This window comes from Micromonospora sp. CPCC 206061 (assembly GCF_036906915.1).
Classification (GTDB): Bacteria; Actinomycetota; Actinomycetes; order Mycobacteriales; family Micromonosporaceae; genus Phytohabitans.
Genome location: NZ_JBAKHX010000073.1, coordinates 14,578 through 28,010, shown reverse-complemented (window position 1 = coordinate 28,010; position 13,433 = coordinate 14,578). Strand labels below are relative to the sequence as shown.

The window sequence follows — 13,433 nt, the reverse complement described above, 5'->3', positions numbered from 1 at the left end:
GCGGTGCTTTTCGCGCTCGGTCAGCCGGCGTCGTTCGCCGGCCTCGTCATCGCGTTCCTGCTCGCGGTCACCGTGCGCGCCGTCATGCTCCGGCTCGTGCTTCGGTGGGTGGGACACCTCTTTGGGCGGGTGCCGCTGCTGCCGGACCCGCGCCGCGACCTCGACCCGTTCGGCGCCGTCGCCGCCGCCCTCGGCGGCACCGGCTGGGGACACGGCGTCGACGATCCGCCGCGAGGCCGCGGGCGGCAGGCGATCGTGTACGCCGTCGGCCCGCTCGTCGGTCTGGTACTCGGCGAACTGGGGCTGCTGGCGTTCACGCTCGTGTACCCGGACTACTCAGCCGCCCTGCTCATCAACGAGCCGTCCGACGTACTGCGCGGAGCGATCGCGCCGACCGCCGGGGCCCAGATGCTACTGTCAGTCGCCGTTGGCCTGCTCTGCTTCGGCCTGCTGGCGCTGGTGCCGCTGCCGCCGCTGGACGGGTTCGGGCTGCTATGGGCGAGCATGCGCCGGCCCACCGCGGGCGGGCTGAAGGCGCGGCACTGGCTCGCCGACAACAACCTGGGCGTGGTCGCGCTACTGATACTGCTGATCTTCCCGTTCGGCGCGCCGTTGCTGCACTGGCTGTTCGACCTGGTGGGTGGGCCACTGATGAGGATGTGGGCATGAGCACGGCCGTGTCATACGGTCAGGGTGTGGATCCGCCTGTCCTGCCTCCTACCGACGTCGCGGCCCCGGCGCCTTCGGACGTCGCACCGGCCGAGACCGGCAAGTTCACCGTGCGGTTGGCGAACTTCACCGGGCCGTTCGACCTGCTGCTCCAGCTCATCGGCAAGCACAAGCTCGACGTCACCGAGGTGGCGCTGCACCAGGTCACCGACGAGTTCATCGCCTACATCCGGGCGATGGGTGACAATTGGGACCTCGACGAGGCCAGCGAGTTCCTGATCATCGCGGCCACCCTGCTTGACCTCAAAGCCGCCCGGCTGCTACCCACCGCCCAGGTCGAAGACGAAGACGACCTCGCCCTGCTGGAGGCCCGCGACCTGCTGTTCGCGCGGCTGCTGCAGTACAAGGCGTACAAAGAGGCGGCGGCGCACATCGCGGCCCTGGAATTCGAAGGCGCCCGGCGGTACCCGCGCTCGGTCTCCCTCGAACCCCGCTATGCCGACGCCCTGCCCGACCTGGTTCTCGGCATCGGCCCCGAACGGCTGCTGAAGCTCGCGATCAGGGCCATGACCCCCAAACCGGTCAAAGTCGTCTCCATCGACCACGTGCACCAGGTACGCGTCAGCGTCCGCGAACACGCCGCCCTGCTGCGCGACCGGCTGCGCCGGGCCGGCACCGCCACCTTCCGGGTGCTGTGCGCCGACTGCCAGTCGACACTTGAGGTGGTGGCGCGCTTCCTGGCGCTGCTGGAGCTGTACCGGGAAGGCCTGGTCGGATTCGCGCAGGTGCAGGCGCTGGGAGAATTGACCGTGCGCTGGACCGGCGGCGACGACGCGGGCACCGACCTGGACATCGACGAGTACGCAGGGTCGCCGGTGCAGGACGCGGCGGCGGAGGAACCAACGCCCGACGGGGAAGCATTGCCGGACGGGGAAGCATTGCCGGACGGGGAAGCATTGCCGGACGGGGAAGCATTGCCGGACGGGGAAGCATTGCCGGACGGGGAAGCATTGCCGGACGGGGAAGCATTGCCGGACGGGGAAGCGTTGCCGGACGCGGAAGCATTGCCGGACGAGGAAGCCGAGGACAGCCGGGATGAGTGACGAACGGCCGGAGTCCCTGGCCGAACAGGCCGCCGGATGGGTGCCGCCCTGGGACCGCCCCGACTACGTGCCGCCCTCCGAACGCCCCACCGACCCCGCCCCGCCGGAGCCGGAAGCCGAGGCGGAGGCGGAGCAGGCGAGCGACGCCACAGGAGAATCGGCCGCGGAGGCCGGGTCCGCGGTGGAGGCCGCGCCGGCTGGTGATGCGGTGGAGGCGGAGCAGGCCAGCGACGCCACGCGGGAAGCGGCGGCGGACGCCGGGTCCGCCGTGGAGGCCGACCCGGTCGACGACATCGAGTCGCTGTCCGCCTTCGACATGGGCGCCGTCGCGGAAGCCGCTGGCGCGCCGGAGGCGGTGGAGGCCGGCGACGCCGTGCCGGTCCCGGCTGCGGACGCTGCGGCTGTCGCCGGGCAGGTGGCCGAGGCGGAGGCCGACGCCATCGAGGCCGAGGCGGCGGTCGTGGCCGCTGCTGCTGCTGCGGTCGGTGCCAAGGAGAAGGCCCCGGAGCATGCGCTGGCGCTGATCGACGACGCCGAGTTGCGGGGGGCGCTGGAGGCGATCCTGCTGGTCGTCGACGAGCCGGTGAGCGAGATCGTGCTGGCGCAGGTGCTGGAGCAGCCCACCGACCGAATCGCCGCGACGCTCACCCGGATCGCCGAGGACTTCACGAGCGCCGGGCACGGGTTCGAACTGCGCCGCGCGGCTGGCGGCTGGCGGCTGTACACCCGGCCGGCGTACGCGCCGTACGTGGAGCGGTTCGTGCTCGACGGGCAGTCGGTGCGGCTGACCCAGGCCGCCCTGGAGACCCTCGCCGTGATCGCGTACAAGCAGCCCGTCACCCGATCGCGCATCTCCGCCATCCGCGGCGTCAACTGCGACGGCGTCATCCGCACCCTGGTCTCGCGCGGCCTGGTCGAAGAGTGCGGCACCGAACCGGACACCGGCGCGCACCTGTACCGTACGACGGTGCTGTTCCTGGAAAAGCTCGGTCTCAACGCGGTCGACGAGCTGCCGCCGCTGGCCCCGTTCCTGCCCGACGACGTGGACGAGTTCGCCGATGCCCAGTAAACGGCCAGCTGCGAGGGCGAACCAGACGACCGGTGAGCGGCTACAGAAGGTGCTCGCGTCGGCCGGGGTCGCGTCCCGGCGTGCCAGCGAGGAGCTGATCGCCCGCGGCCGGGTGACCGTCGACGGCAAGGTGGCCAGCCTCGGTGACAAGGTCGACCCGAAGACCGCTGTCATCCACGTCAACGGCGAGCGGGTCGTCACCGACAGCCGGCTGGTCTACCTGGCGATGAACAAGCCCCGCGGTGTGGTGTCCACCATGGCCGACGAGCGTGGCCGGGAGGCGATCGCCGACTACATCGGCACGCTGGAGCAGCGGGTCTATCACGTCGGGCGGCTCGACGCCGACAGCGAGGGACTGCTGCTGCTCACCAACGACGGCGCTCTCGCGCACCGGCTGACGCACCCGTCCTTCGAGGTGCCCAAGACGTATCTGGCCGAGGTCGCCGGGCCGGTGCCGCGCGGCGTGGGGCGCAAGTTGCTGGCCGGTGTCGAGCTGGAGGACGGCCCGGCGAAGGCGATCGCGTTCCGGGTGGTCGACACCGTCGGGCGGACCGCGCAGGTGGAGATCACGCTGCACGAGGGGCGCAAGCACATCGTGCGCCGGCTCCTCGACGAGGTGGGGCACCCGGTGTCCCGGCTGATCCGCACCAGGATCGGCCCGATCTCACTGGGCAACATCAAGGTCGGTCGCACCCGCCGGCTGACGCAGACCGAGGTCGCCGCCCTGTTCCGCGCCGTCGACGAGGAAGCTCCCACGCCTTCGTGACCGAGCTGTGGCTCGCCGCCGGCCGGTGGAGGCGGTGTCGCACGACCGGGTCCGTGCGCCGCGGGACTTTCTGAGCACCTGGCCCGCCGATACGGCAACCAACGCCGAGGCGCCAGCCACTGTCCGCGTATCCGAAAATCTGCCTCCCGCGCTGCTGGCGCTGTTTCGACGGGCCGGCGGCGTCTATGGGGAGTGCGGCGCCGCCGTCGCGTGGTAGGCCAGGCCGGCGCGGCCGTACGGGGTGACCGCCGTGCGGTAGCCGGCGGCCGTCAGCCAGGCGGTCACCACCTCGCGGTGGTACACCGAGGAGCGGAAGGTGCCCGACGTGAAGTGCACACCCGTTTCGTCGGTGGCCAGCTCGCCGGGAAGGTCGCACGCGGCGTAGTACTCGGTGCGCAGGGTCGTGGCGGCCGGTGACGTGTCGTAGGTCAGCACCAGCGCGTCGGCGCCGGTGGTGGCCGCTGCGGTGAGCGCCCGCGGCGGGTCGGGCAGGTTGCCGAAGACGTTGAACGGGTATCCGATCAGCAGCGACCCGGCGGGCAGGGGGAGTGTGGCCAGGTCAACGGCGTCGGCCCGCACCGCGTCGGCTCCCAGCGCCCGGGTGGCCTCGACGGCGCCGGCGGCGAGGTCGACGCCGAGGTATTCCAGGCCGAGGCGGCGTGCGACCGGCAGCAGCAGGCTGCCGTCGGCGCAGCCGACCTCCACCAGCGACCGGTATCCGGTGGCCACTGTGGACACCAGCCGCCGCTCGGCGTCGAGGTGGGCCCGCACGGCGGCCGGCTGGTTGGTGACGATCCGCGACCAGAGCTGGTCGAGGCTAGTAGACATGGCTGCCGAGCTGCGCGCCCCGGCTGGGCCGCAGCAGCGACAGGCTCCCGTCTTCGGCGGGCACGCCGAGGATCAACGCCTGCGACTTGAACCCGGCGATGTTCTTCTCCGGCAGGTTCACCACGCCGACGACGAGGGTGTCGAGAAGTTCCTCCGGCCGGTACTCGCGGGCGGCCTGCATGCTGGACCACCGTTCGCCGATCTCGGGGCCGAAGTCGACCAGCACCTTGTAGCTGGGGGTGCGCGCCCGGGGGAACTCTTCCACCTTGACGATGCGTCCGGCGCGCATATCGACCTTGGTGAAGTCTTCGTATTCGATGAACACGATCTCAGTGTGCCAGTGGCTGGCCAGCGTCGGCGCGCGGCACGAGCCGCAGGATGACGCGGTGGTCGTGCCCGCTGCCGTACTTGGCGTCGAACAGCGCCACCACGGTTGCCCGCCGCGACTGGTCGTGCTGGTCGAGGCGGACCATGTCGAAGATGGCGTCGCGCAGGCCGCCGACGGCGAGGCTGAGCCGGCGGGCGCCGTGGTCGGTGAGGTGGTCCAGCAGCGACGAACCGTCGACGAAGCAGTCGCCGTCGAGCCGCACGAAATGGGCGTGGCTGGTGGCCAGGTCGGCGGTGCCGAGCCGGATCGTCAGCGACAGCGACATGAACTCTTCCAGCGTGCGGGTGGTCGAGTCGCCCCACAGTTCCTCGAAGCGGCTGGACACGAACTCGCCCAGCGGGCTGGACATGAACGCCTCGATCTGCCGCGCGTCGTACGCCCGGACTCCGACCGGGAAGAACGAGATGAACGACTTGTCGTCCCACCGGTACAGCTGGATCGACGGTGAGGCGTCGTAGACGCGCACCTGTAGCTGCCGGGCGACCAGCGGGTCGAGCCGGCGGCGCAGCGTGTACAGGTGCCGCAGGTTGTCCATGATCAGCAGTGGGACCTGGGTGTGGTGCAGTTCCTCGGCGCGCTGCTCGGCGGCCGAGGACTCCGGGTCGAGCAGCAGCACCCGCACCTCGACGCCGGCGCGCACGGCGGTGGTGACCGCGTCGAGGAACCGGTCGCGGTATCGGTCTTCCAGCAGCCCCGTCCAGGTCTCCAGGATGTCGACCTCGACCCTGGCGGCGGCGATGTTCGTCACCAGCTGGTCGTGGTTGAGGGTGCGGTGCTCCTCGACGGCGTTACGCCGCATGTCTTCGAATATCGGGTCGAACACGACAAATGACAGCGCCACCATCACCAGGCTGGCACCGAGGTTGACCATGATTTCCTGGGCGTAGCCAGGCGCCCAATGGCCCGCGACCAGCAAAATCGTGCCGGCGACGCCGAGCAGGACGGCGAGCGTGATCTGCCGCCGGCGCGAGCGCAGGAAACGCGCGAGCGACGACATGGCACGCAGCCTACTCAAGGTCGGCCGTGAGGGTGGAATCGCGACCGGGCATGATTGAGGATGGCAAGGTAGTTCGTGAGGAGGCGTGGTGACGGAAATGGTGGATTCCGGGCGTTGTGTGGTCGCTGTCGACGGCCCGTCCGGTTCGGGCAAGTCCACCGTTTCGCGGCGGCTGGCCTCGGCGCTCGACGCCCGATACCTGGACACCGGTGCGATGTACCGGGCGGTGACGTGGGCGGTGCTGCAATCCGGCGTCGACCCGCACGACGGCGACGCGGTGGCCAAGGTCGCCGGTGAGGTCGAGCTTGAGATCGGCACCGACCCGACCGCGCCGCACATCACCGTCGACGGCACGTCGGTCGACGGCCCCATCCGGGGCCAGGAGGTGACCAGCGCGGTGTCCGCGGTCGCCGCGGTGCCGTGGGTGCGCCAGCTGCTGGTGGCCCAGCAGCGCAAGCTCATCGCCGAAGCGGGGCGCGTCGTCGTCGAAGGCCGAGACATCGGCACCGTCGTCGTGCCCGACGCGGACCTGAAGGTGTACCTGACCGCCTCCGCTGACGCGCGGGCCCGCCGCCGCAGCGCGGAAAACGCCTCCGACGTGGCCGCGACCGCCGCCGACCTGCACCGCCGCGACCAGCTCGACTCGACGCGGGCCACCGACCCGCTCCAGCAGGCCGACGACGCGGTCGTGCTCGACACCACCGGCCTGGGCATCGACGAGGTCGTGTCCCGGCTACACACGCTGCTCGACGGGCGGGTACAGGCGTGACGCTGCCCTCCGAGATCGCCGAGTCCACCGAGCCGACCGGCTACATACCGGTCGTCGCCGTCGTGGGCCGCCCCAACGTCGGCAAGTCCACCCTGGTCAACCGCATCATCGGCCGCCGCCAGGCCGTCGTCGAAGACACCCCCGGCGTGACCCGCGACCGGGTGCCGTACGACGCCAACTGGTCCGGCCGGCAGTTCACCGTCGTCGACACCGGCGGCTGGGAGCCCGACGCCCGCGACCGCGCCGCCGCCATCGCCGCCCAGGCCGAATCCGCGGTCGCCACCGCCGACGTGGTGCTGTTCGTCGTCGACGCCATGGTCGGCGCCACCGACGTCGACGAAGCCGCCGTCAAGATGCTGCGCCGCAGCGCCAAACCCGTGCTGCTGGTGGCGAACAAGGCCGACAACAACAACATCGAGCTCGAATCGGCCGCATTGTGGTCGCTGGGCCTCGGCCAGCCGTACCCGGTCTCCGCCCTGCACGGGCGAGGCTCCGGCGACCTGCTCGACGCCGTCCTCGACGCCCTGCCCGCACCACCGCCGATAGCCGAACCCACCGAGCGCGGCCCCCGCCGCGTCGCCCTCGTCGGCCGCCCCAACGTCGGCAAATCCAGCCTGCTCAACCGCCTCGCCCGCGAAGAACGCGCGGTCGTCGACCCGGTCGCCGGCACCACCGTCGACCCCGTCGACAGCCTCGTTTCGATCGGCGGCGAAACCTGGCAACTGGTCGACACCGCCGGCCTGCGCAGGCGCGTCGGCACGGCCAGCGGCACCGAGTACTACGCCAGCCTGCGCACCGCCGGCGCCATCGAAGCCGCCGAGGTCGCCGTCGTCCTGTTCGACGCCAGCGAGCCGATCAGCGAGCAGGACCAGCGAATCATCGGCATGGTCGTCGAGTCTGGCCGGGCAGTGGTGATCGCCTTCAACAAGTGGGACCTGGTCGACGACGACCGCCGTTACTTGTTGGCGAAGGAAGTCGACCGGGAACTGCGGCGGATCCCTTGGGCGCTGCGGGTCAACATTTCCGCCATGACCGGGCGGGCCGTCGACAAACTAGCGCCGGCGTTGCGTACCGCGCTGGACAGCTGGGAAATGCGGGTACCAACCGGGCAGCTCAACCAGTGGCTGACCGCACTCGTGCAGGAGACACCACACCCGGTGCGTGGAGGGCGGGCGCCTCGCATCCTGTTCGCCACGCAGGCGGGGACTCGGCCGCCGCGGTTTGTGCTGTTCACCACCGCGCCGCTAGACGCTGGATATCAGCGGTTCGTGGAGCGGAAGCTGCGGGAGGAGTTCGGGTTCGAAGGCAGCCCGGTGGAGGTCTCCGTCAAGCCTCGCAAGCGGCAAGGGCCTGGAGGGCGGGGCAGGCCGCACGGCTAGCGGTGGGGCGTTTGCGTGGTCTGGGACGGGCTGCGCTACGCTGTATCGGCTGCTGCGGTTGAGGCCGTGGTGGACGGGACGTGGCGCAGTTTGGTAGCGCACTTGACTGGGGGTCAAGGGGTCGTCGGTTCGAATCCGGCCGTCCCGACAGCGCGAGGGTTTCCGCAGGTCAGCGACTTGCGGGAGCCCTCATTTCATTGCTCGGCATGAATGCCTGGTCTAGCACGCCACTGTCGGACCACTTGACTCGCCGAGGTTTCTGCCATGTCGAAGCTCGACATCACCAAGCTCACCATCGATCTCTCACCGGTCTGGGCCGGGTTCCTGCGGGACTGGGACCGGACCCTGCGGGCCTGTCGGGCTCGTAAATTCAGTTCGGGGCTGTGACGTGCGCTTTTGTGCGAGGTCTACCCGGCGGCAGCGACAACGATCGAGGTCATGTCAGCGTCGTTGATCTACCTGGTCCTGCGCCAGGTTCTGCAGCTGCTCACCCACCTCGCCCGTGATGGCGGTGCGAAAGACGTTGAGTTGCTCGTGTTGCGGCATCAGGTGGCGGTGCTGCGCCGGCAGGTCCACCGTCCGGAACTGCAGCCCGCGGACCGGGTGCTGTTGGCGGCGCTGTCGCGGCTGCTGCCCAGACCACGCTGGTCGACGTTCTTCGTCACCCCGGCGACGCTGTTGCGCTGGCACCGCCAGTTGATCGCCCGACATTGGACCTACCCACATCCGCGACCCGGTCGACCACCAGTGGACCGGGAGATCCGTGACCTCGTGTTGCGGCTGGCCGCGGAGAACTCGACCTGGGGGCATCGCCGCGTGCAGGGCGAACTGGCTCGGCTGGGCTACCAGATCGCGTCCAGCACCGTCTGGAAGATCCTGCACCATGCTGGTGTCGACCCAGCACCGCGACGGAGCGGACCGACTTGGCAGCAGTTCCTCACCGCCCAGGCGCACACCATGCTGGCCTGCGACTTCTTCACCGTCGACACCGTGTTCTTCCAGCGGATCTACGTCCTGTTCTTCCTCGAGCTCGCCACCCGCCGGGTCCACGTCGTCGGGGTCACCGCGCACCCGACCGGCGACTGGGTCACCCAACAGGCACGGAATCTCCTCATGGACCTCGGCGACCGGGCGGAGAAACTCCGGTTTCTGGTGCGGGATCGGGACACGAAGTTCACCGCGCAATTCGACACGGTGTTCACCGCGGCGGGGGTGGAGGTGATCCGCACGCCGCCGCAAGCCCCACGGGCGAACGCGTACGCGGAGCGCTGGGTCGGCAGCGTTCGACGCGAGTGCACCGACCGAATGCTCATCGCCGGCGAACGGCACCTGACGAGCGTGCTGACCGAATACACCGCCCACTACAACGACCATCGACCACACAGATCGCTCAGCCAACGCCCACCGAACCCGCCATCACGACACGCCGTCAACCTCGACACCGCACGGGTCCAACGACGCCCGATCCTCGGCGGACTGATCAGCGAATACATGCAGGCCGCGTAGCAAGACCCAATTTGCGAGCCCCACACCCTCGGCGCCTGTTCCGGAATGACAACCATTGTCGCGTCCTCTTGAAGGTTGCGGATGATCAAGACACGGACCGGCGGTCCGCAGAGTAGGTCCGGATGATCGGTTGGCCAGTTGTCCGGAGTAAGTCTGCGGAAAGCCCAGCCCTGCGTACGCCGGCGCTATGCCGCTGTCACGATCCCATGAAGTCGGATGCGTGGTCGCGTGCCCACTGGCCAAACGAGCGGCCTGGACGGCCGAGTACCTCGGCCAGCGTGGCGTAGGCGCCATCGGGATGGACGCTGGTGTCGTGGGGTTCGTCGACGGCGCCCGCCACGCCGTCGTAGCTCTCGAACCCGAACAGGAAGTCGGCGTTCGCCGCGGCGAACCCGCCCTGCTGCCGGTAGAAGGCACTGGCCCGTTCCGGGGTGACCTCCTCCAGGACAATCTCCTGCCCGATCGCGGCCGCGATCGCTGCGACCTGCTCGCGCTTGGTGAGCGTCGCAGGCCCGACGATCGTGTCGATACGGCCACGGCGCTCAGGGTCGAGCAGATCGGCGACGATGACGTCGGCGATGTCCCGTTCGTGGATCGGGTTGCCGGCCTGCTCCGGGAACGGTTCGACGACCCGGCGGTGCGCTCTGATCGACGGGCCCCAGATCAGCAGGGCATTGTTGGCGAACTCGCCGGGGCGTACGATGGTCCAGGCCAGACCGGACGCCATGACGGCCTGCTCCACGGGCAGGTTGTAGGTGGTGTCGTAGCCGGCGGTCACCGCTGCCGAGGACGCGACCACGATGTGGTCGATCCCCGCTGTCCGGGCGTGCTCGACCACCTCTTGCACGGTGTCAGGTAGCGAGATGAGCACCAGTTGCGCCGCCCCGGCGAACGCGGCGCGGAGTGTCGACGGCGCGGCGAGGTCACCGGCTACCACCTCGGCCCCGGGTGGAAGCTGCGCTGCTGCGGTGCGCCGTGACACCGCACGGACCCGACAACCGGCATGCAACAGTTCGGCCACCACGCACCGGCCGACGGCGCCAGTCGCACCCGTGACGACGACCAGACCCTTGGCTGCATCGCGAGAGATCACTGTCCCAAACTAGTGCCAGGATGTCCGATCTCAATGATCATGGCAGTGGCGCAAGGGCGCTGATCAGCGAGACACCGGTTTCTGTTGAGACATGATCGCTGCTGTTCGTCTCAAAAATGATTCCAGTTCTTGGAGCGAGTCTGTCTGTCTCAAAAATCCTGGCGGGGCAAGGATGTCTGAGCTGCTTAATGACATTTCGGGTGAGACGGTTTTGCTGGGATTCTCAATGTACTTGCGGGTTTTGAGGTATCGCCCGCCGTCGTTCGCCGAGGAAGGGATAGCCGATCCGGCTGTCGCTTACGGTGCCTGGATCTTGATCTGCCGGTGCAGTCCCGTGGAGTCGTAGCGACCTGGGCCGGTAGGCGGCGGGCTCGGCGCCTACCGACGATTCAACGGGTCTTGTCAGAGGGGGCCCCTACGATGTGCCGATGACGCGATTCGTGCAGCAGCCCGATTACGAGGGTGCGGAGTTCATTGACCTGTCCATGGCCGGCGCGACCTTCCGGGAGGTGGATCTCAGCGGCGCCCGGATGCGTGGTGTCGTGCTGTTCAACGCCGACATCGACGGGGCGATCAACGGGCTGCGCGTCAACGGCGTGGAGGTGATGCCGTTGATCGAGGCCGAGCTGGATCGCCTGCACCCCGAACGGCTGCGACTGCGGCCGACCACACCTGAGACGATGCGCGACGCGGTGGACGTCATCGAGGAGCTGTGGCGCGCGACGGTCCAACGCGCGAGCGCGCTGCCGGACGAGGCCGTCTACAGATCAGTGAACGACGAGTGGTCACTGGCCCAAACCCTGCGCCACACGATCTTCGTCGTGGACGCCTGGTATGGCCACGCGACGGCCCTTCGCCCGAGCCCGTTCCATCCGATCGGCGTACCCGCATCGTTCACCACCGACGGCGCCGAGTTCGGCATCGACGAGTCGGCCGCGCCCACCCTCGACGAGATCCTCGCCGTGCGCGCCGAGCGGATCGCCGATCTGCGCGCATATCTGGCGCAGGTCACACAGGAGGAGCTGGACCGGGTGCGCGGGCCGAACACCGCGATCGGCTGCCCGCCGCCCGCCGAACGTACGGCGGTTAAGTGCCTGCAAGTCATCTTCAGCGACCAGTGGGCGCACGTGCAGTTCGCCAACCGCGACCTGGCCGTCCTGGAACAGGAGTATGCGTGATGCTCCGCGAGGTCCAAGAACCACAAGCGTCTAGCATGACGCGAAGTTGTCCGATCTCAAGGATCATGGCGGTGGCAAGCGTTCTGGACCGCCCCGGGGTGACAAGTCGGGTGAGAATCCCAGGTTGCGGCTAGTCTCAACGTTGCTTCATGCTTGTGGATCTTCGTCCGGAGTCTTGGTGATCATGGCGGTCTGGTGACTGTTTGACCTGCGTGGCGACAGGTTGGTTGCGACGCCCGCGCCGCGACTCTCGTTATTGGTGACGCCTTCTGGGCTTCTCCGGCGTTGACGAAGGTGGTGTGCGAGAAGGGCGATGACATCCGGGTAGATGATCAGTTCGATGCGTTCGGAGCTGGGCTGTAGCGGGTCTCCATATGGGTCTTCTTCAAGGTTTTCAAGCCGGGCCTGCCAGGCGAGTTGCATGGGTGAGCGGCTGAAGCGGTTGAATTGCGGTGCGGTGTCGCGCAGGGCTTGACGGTAGGCGCGATCGGCTATGGATGGTCCGTGCTGGCGCGCGAGCTGGCGGTGGTGCCGGTTGGCGGCATGCCGCGCAACACCTGTTGTCCGGCCCCAAGCAGAACGACCTGGGCCGAAGACCATGTTGCCCTCACCGCGATCATGGGGATCGGCCGGGAGAAGGAGTGCTCGCTGGCTGGGCGATCAGGCAGCCGGTTTCTCATCGAGGAGTGGGGCTATCCGGAGATCGGCGTGTATTTCGCCGACTGTCCCTCGGCAGGCCACGACATGATCGCGTTCGACTACCGGGAATGCGGTTCCGAAGGTGAGCCGCGTGTCGTCCACGTTGACCAGGAGGTCGACTACCGGATCACCGTGCTCGCGCCAGATTTCGTCAGCTTCATCCAAGCGCTGCGACCGGAAAGTGACTACGACTATGACTGAGGAGCCGGCCGGGGTGATTCGGCCCCCCGATGGTCGGCAGTCACCGCTGGGTGAACCGGTGGGCAGCTCAGCGATGTGAGGAATGTTTGCTGGACTCGGAGGCGAACAGTTCGGCAAGTAGAACCATCTCCGGGTATGTGGCCAGCTCGACGCGGTGTCGACTCGGGCGGTAGGGGTCGGCGCCAGGGTCGCATCGGAGTTGGGTGAGTCGGTGCGTCCAGCGGTGCTGGAGGTCGGGCTGGTCGTCGGCTTCGAGCCAGTCGTGGACGAGGTCACGGGCGCGGGTGAGTGCTGCGTTTAGGATCGTGGCGTCGTGCTGGCGGCGAAGTCGCCGATGCCGCCGGTTGGCGTTGCAGAGCTCCGGCAGGGTGTGGAGGGAGTGCTGTTCTGGGCCGTGCAGCCATCGGCGGTGGCGAAGGCAGATGTTCTCGTGGCTGGCCGCGCGTTGGATGACGAGGCCGCGGATGCCCTTGCGGGCCGTGCAGTGGTGGCAGGCAATGCAGGGAGTTGTGGGGCCGGTCGGCGCTGTGCCACCGGAGCCTGGATCGAGTGACCGAAGCGCTGGTAGCGCTCGGGCGAGAACAACGACGGGTCGGCTGGTGAGAGTGGCCAGCCCGGTGATGGTGCTTGTTGTCCAGCCGGTGGGGTCGTCGTCGCCGCGACGGTAACGACGGTCGAGGTCGAGCAGCTGTGCCAGCGCTGTGCTGGTGATGTGGTTGGCGTCGGCAAGGCGGTGGATATAGGAGCCGATCACTTCGCGGCTCATCGGCGGCAGGCTGATGGGCAGA

Annotated in this window: 16 protein-coding genes and 1 tRNA gene; 11 read left to right on the top strand and 6 right to left on the bottom strand. The window is 68.8% G+C overall.

Annotation, left to right across the window (positions count from 1 at the left end):
* Nucleotides 1-3 precede the first annotated feature (3 nt).
* The 4 genes from V6V89_RS32755 to V6V89_RS32740 are packed head-to-tail and all read left to right on the top strand — an operon-like array spanning nucleotide 4 to nucleotide 3,607.
* Complete coding sequence (locus tag V6V89_RS32755; protein ID WP_334623415.1) at nucleotides 4-669, top strand: hypothetical protein; 666 nt, start codon at nucleotides 4-6, stop codon at nucleotides 667-669.
* The gene (locus V6V89_RS32750; RefSeq protein WP_334623414.1) at nucleotides 666-1,772 is read left to right on the top strand and encodes a segregation and condensation protein A; all 1,107 of its coding nucleotides are present in this window, start codon (nucleotides 666-668) and stop codon (nucleotides 1,770-1,772) included. Before V6V89_RS32755 ends, V6V89_RS32750 begins: the two co-directional genes overlap by 4 nt.
* Nucleotides 1,765-2,841, top strand: a complete 1,077-nt coding sequence (gene scpB / locus V6V89_RS32745) for an SMC-Scp complex subunit ScpB (protein WP_334623413.1) — start codon at nucleotides 1,765-1,767, stop codon at nucleotides 2,839-2,841. Before V6V89_RS32750 ends, scpB begins: the two co-directional genes overlap by 8 nt.
* Complete coding sequence (locus V6V89_RS32740) at nucleotides 2,831-3,607, top strand: pseudouridine synthase (protein ID WP_334623412.1); 777 nt, start codon at nucleotides 2,831-2,833, stop codon at nucleotides 3,605-3,607. Before scpB ends, V6V89_RS32740 begins: the two co-directional genes overlap by 11 nt.
* Before the next feature lie 183 nt (nucleotides 3,608-3,790).
* Here V6V89_RS32740 and V6V89_RS32735 read toward each other — a convergent pair whose 3' ends face one another.
* Genes V6V89_RS32735 through V6V89_RS32725 form a run of 3 tightly spaced genes read right to left on the bottom strand, consistent with a single transcriptional unit; the run spans nucleotide 3,791 to nucleotide 5,820 of the window.
* The gene (locus V6V89_RS32735; RefSeq protein ID WP_334623411.1) at nucleotides 3,791-4,435 is read right to left on the bottom strand and encodes a class I SAM-dependent methyltransferase; all 645 of its coding nucleotides are present in this window, start codon (nucleotides 4,433-4,435) and stop codon (nucleotides 3,791-3,793) included.
* Nucleotides 4,425-4,760, bottom strand: a complete 336-nt coding sequence (locus tag V6V89_RS32730; protein WP_265248297.1) for a tRNA-binding protein — start codon at nucleotides 4,758-4,760, stop codon at nucleotides 4,425-4,427. The genes V6V89_RS32735 and V6V89_RS32730 overlap by 11 nt, the downstream gene beginning before the upstream one ends.
* Before the next feature lie 4 nt (nucleotides 4,761-4,764).
* Nucleotides 4,765-5,820: a hypothetical protein gene (locus V6V89_RS32725; protein WP_334623410.1), complete on the bottom strand. Its 1,056-nt coding sequence runs from the start codon at nucleotides 5,818-5,820 to the stop codon at nucleotides 4,765-4,767.
* 97 nt (nucleotides 5,821-5,917) lie between these two features.
* Between V6V89_RS32725 and cmk the strand changes: the two genes are divergently transcribed.
* From cmk to V6V89_RS32700, 5 genes are all read left to right on the top strand, one after another.
* Entirely contained in the window at nucleotides 5,918-6,589 is a 672-nt protein-coding gene (gene cmk / locus V6V89_RS32720) for a (d)CMP kinase (protein ID WP_442935267.1), read from the top strand.
* Nucleotides 6,586-7,968, top strand: a complete 1,383-nt coding sequence (gene der, locus V6V89_RS32715) for a ribosome biogenesis GTPase Der (protein WP_334623408.1) — start codon at nucleotides 6,586-6,588, stop codon at nucleotides 7,966-7,968. Before cmk ends, der begins: the two co-directional genes overlap by 4 nt.
* A gap of 74 nt (nucleotides 7,969-8,042) precedes the next feature.
* Nucleotides 8,043-8,116 (top strand) — tRNA-Pro (locus tag V6V89_RS32710).
* 116 nt (nucleotides 8,117-8,232) lie between these two features.
* Nucleotides 8,233-8,355: a hypothetical protein gene (locus tag V6V89_RS32705; protein ID WP_334623407.1), complete on the top strand. Its 123-nt coding sequence runs from the start codon at nucleotides 8,233-8,235 to the stop codon at nucleotides 8,353-8,355.
* A 51-nt stretch (nucleotides 8,356-8,406) separates the two neighbouring features.
* Entirely contained in the window at nucleotides 8,407-9,474 is a 1,068-nt protein-coding gene (locus tag V6V89_RS32700) for an integrase core domain-containing protein (protein WP_334623406.1), read from the top strand.
* 196 nt (nucleotides 9,475-9,670) lie between these two features.
* Here V6V89_RS32700 and V6V89_RS32695 read toward each other — a convergent pair whose 3' ends face one another.
* Nucleotides 9,671-10,567, bottom strand: a complete 897-nt coding sequence (locus V6V89_RS32695) for an NAD(P)H-binding protein (protein ID WP_334623405.1) — start codon at nucleotides 10,565-10,567, stop codon at nucleotides 9,671-9,673.
* A 428-nt stretch (nucleotides 10,568-10,995) separates the two neighbouring features.
* Here V6V89_RS32695 and V6V89_RS32690 point away from each other — a divergent pair, with 428 nt between their 5' ends.
* Nucleotides 10,996-11,745 carry a DinB family protein gene (locus tag V6V89_RS32690; protein ID WP_334623404.1) on the top strand — a complete coding sequence of 250 codons (750 nt, stop codon included), beginning with the start codon at nucleotides 10,996-10,998 and terminating at the stop codon, nucleotides 11,743-11,745.
* A 147-nt stretch (nucleotides 11,746-11,892) separates the two neighbouring features.
* Here the strand turns inward: V6V89_RS32690 and V6V89_RS32685 are convergent, their stop codons facing one another.
* Nucleotides 11,893-12,168, bottom strand: a complete 276-nt coding sequence (locus V6V89_RS32685; RefSeq protein WP_334623403.1) for a hypothetical protein — start codon at nucleotides 12,166-12,168, stop codon at nucleotides 11,893-11,895.
* A gap of 81 nt (nucleotides 12,169-12,249) precedes the next feature.
* Between V6V89_RS32685 and V6V89_RS32680 the strand changes: the two genes are divergently transcribed.
* The gene (locus V6V89_RS32680) at nucleotides 12,250-12,645 is read left to right on the top strand and encodes an SMI1/KNR4 family protein (RefSeq protein ID WP_442935265.1); all 396 of its coding nucleotides are present in this window, start codon (nucleotides 12,250-12,252) and stop codon (nucleotides 12,643-12,645) included.
* A gap of 67 nt (nucleotides 12,646-12,712) precedes the next feature.
* On the opposite strand, the gene V6V89_RS32675 is transcribed toward V6V89_RS32680, so the two are convergent.
* Nucleotides 12,713-13,411: a hypothetical protein gene (locus V6V89_RS32675; RefSeq protein ID WP_334623402.1), complete on the bottom strand. Its 699-nt coding sequence runs from the start codon at nucleotides 13,409-13,411 to the stop codon at nucleotides 12,713-12,715.
* Nucleotides 13,412-13,433: the final 22 nt, after the last annotated feature.